The 1,490-nt window shown below is 61.0% G+C and carries 2 protein-coding genes; both read right to left on the reverse strand.

What is annotated here, in order from left to right; translation table 11 throughout:
- On the reverse strand, positions 1-320 hold a 320-nt coding region (rplQ, locus tag EOD15_RS34165), incomplete at its 3' end, for a 50S ribosomal protein L17 (protein ID WP_127409297.1).
- Positions 321-424: 104 nt separating this feature from the next.
- Complete coding sequence (locus EOD15_RS34170) at positions 425-1,435, reverse strand: DNA-directed RNA polymerase subunit alpha (protein WP_023812081.1); 1,011 nt, start codon at positions 1,433-1,435, stop codon at positions 425-427.
- Positions 1,436-1,490 lie beyond the last annotated feature (55 nt).

The following is a 1,490-nucleotide window of genomic DNA, read 5'->3' on the forward strand; positions in this document are numbered from 1 at the left end:
TTGTCACCGTGACGGAAGCCCGCCTTCATGATGCGCAGATAGCCGCCATTGCGGTTGGCGTAGCGGGGCGCGATGGTGTCGAACAGACGCTTGACGACGCCTTCATTGCCGATCTGGGCAATGACCTGGCGGCGGGCATGCAGGTCGCCGCGCTTGCCGAGCGTCACCAGCTTCTCGACGATCGGACGCAGGTCCTTCGCCTTCGGCAAGGTCGTGACGATCTGCTCGTGCTCGAGCAGCGACACGGCGAGGTTGGCGAACATCGACTTGCGATGGCTAATGCTTCGGGCGAAGCGACGGCCTTTGAAACCGTGGCGCATGGCTCTTTTCCTTCTTCAGTTGTTCAAGAGGCCGCGGCCTCTGATGGTTTTCCGCATGACCGTCGGATCGAGCGGCCCACGCCGCCCATCCTTGGAATTCATGCTCAATATTGGTCTTCGTAACGCTTAGCGAGATCTTCGATGTTTTCCGGCGGCCAGTCCGGCACTTCCATGCCGAGGTGCAAGCCCATCGCCGCCAAGACTTCCTTGATCTCGTTCAGCGACTTGCGGCCGAAGTTCGGGGTGCGCAGCATCTCGGCTTCGGTCTTCTGGATCAGGTCGCCGATATAGACGATGTTGTCGTTCTTCAGGCAGTTGGCCGAACGCACCGAAAGCTCAAGTTCGTCGACCTTCTTGAGCAGCGCCGGGTTGAAGGCGAGCTCGGTGACGGCCTCGGCGGCGACTTCCTTCTGCGGCTCGTCGAAGTTGACGAACAGGCCGAGCTGGTCCTGCAGGATGCGGGCGGCGAAAGCCACCGCGTCCTCGCCGGTGATCGAACCGTCGGTGTCGATCGTCATGGTCAGCTTGTCATAGTCGAGAACCTGGCCCTCGCGGGTGTTCTCGACCTTGTAGGAGACCTTCTTGACCGGCGAATAAAGGCTGTCGACCGGGATCAAGCCGATCGGCGCGTCTTCGGCGCGGTTGCGGTCGGCCGGCACGTAACCCTTGCCGGTGTCGACGGTGAATTCCATGCGGATTTCAGCGCCTTCGTCCAGCGTGCAGATGACGTGGTCGGGGTTGAGGATCTCGACGTCGCCAACCGTCTGGATGTCGCCGGCAAGAACAGCACCCGGTCCCTGCTTGCGAACGACCATGCGCTTGGGACCATCGCCTTCCATGCGGATGGCGATTTCCTTGATATTCAAGACGATGTCGGTCACGTCCTCGCGCACGCCGGCGATGGACGAGAATTCATGCAGAACGCCGTCGATCTGCACGGCGGTAACAGCCGCACCGCGCAGCGAAGACAGAAGCACGCGGCGCAGCGCGTTGCCCAGCGTCAGGCCAAAGCCACGCTCGAGAGGCTCGGCGACCAGCGTGGTCAGCGTCTTCTTCTTCGACGAGAACTCGATCTTGTTCGGCTTGATCAGTTCCTGCCAATTTTTCTGGATCATGATGCTTTCCTTCCGTTGACCCGCCACCATCCAATCGTGGCGGGCGACCTGGAAT

Origin of the sequence: Mesorhizobium sp. M7A.T.Ca.US.000.02.2.1 (genome assembly GCF_003996995.1) — a bacterium.
Classification (GTDB): Bacteria; Pseudomonadota; Alphaproteobacteria; order Rhizobiales; family Rhizobiaceae; genus Mesorhizobium.